Here is a 394-nt window from a genome sequence, read left to right as displayed (position 1 = left end):
ACGTGGGCGTTTGCACGCGGCCCACGGTGGTCAGGAAGAAGCCGCCGCCCTTGCTGTTGAACGCCGTCATGGCGCGCGTGCCGTTGATACCGACGAGCCAATCGGCCTCGGAACGGCAGCGCGCGGCGTCCGCTAGCGGCATCATGTCTTCGTTGCTGCGCAGCTTGCCAAAGCCATCACGGATGGATTGCGGCGTCATCGACTGGAGCCACAGTCGCTTTACCGGCAGCTTGGTGTTTGCATGTTGCGCGATCAGGCGGAAGATCAACTCGCCTTCGCGCCCCGCGTCACATGCGTTGATCAGACTGGTCACGTCCTTGCGCTTGATCAGGCGCGTCAGCACCTTCAGGCGCGACTCGGACTTGGCGATCGGGCGCAGATCAAAGTGCGGCGG

Annotated in this window: 1 protein-coding gene; it reads right to left on the bottom strand. The window is 63.7% G+C overall.

Annotated features, from left to right (window positions below):
- Positions 1-394: DNA topoisomerase (locus tag FOE67_RS31075; protein WP_228474399.1), on the bottom strand; the 394-nt coding region annotated here is incomplete at both ends.

This window comes from Streptomyces calidiresistens (assembly GCF_014141525.1).
In the GTDB taxonomy this organism is placed as follows: Bacteria; Actinomycetota; Actinomycetes; order Streptomycetales; family Streptomycetaceae; genus Streptomyces; species Streptomyces calidiresistens.
This window is presented reverse-complemented; position numbering and strand designations above follow the sequence as displayed.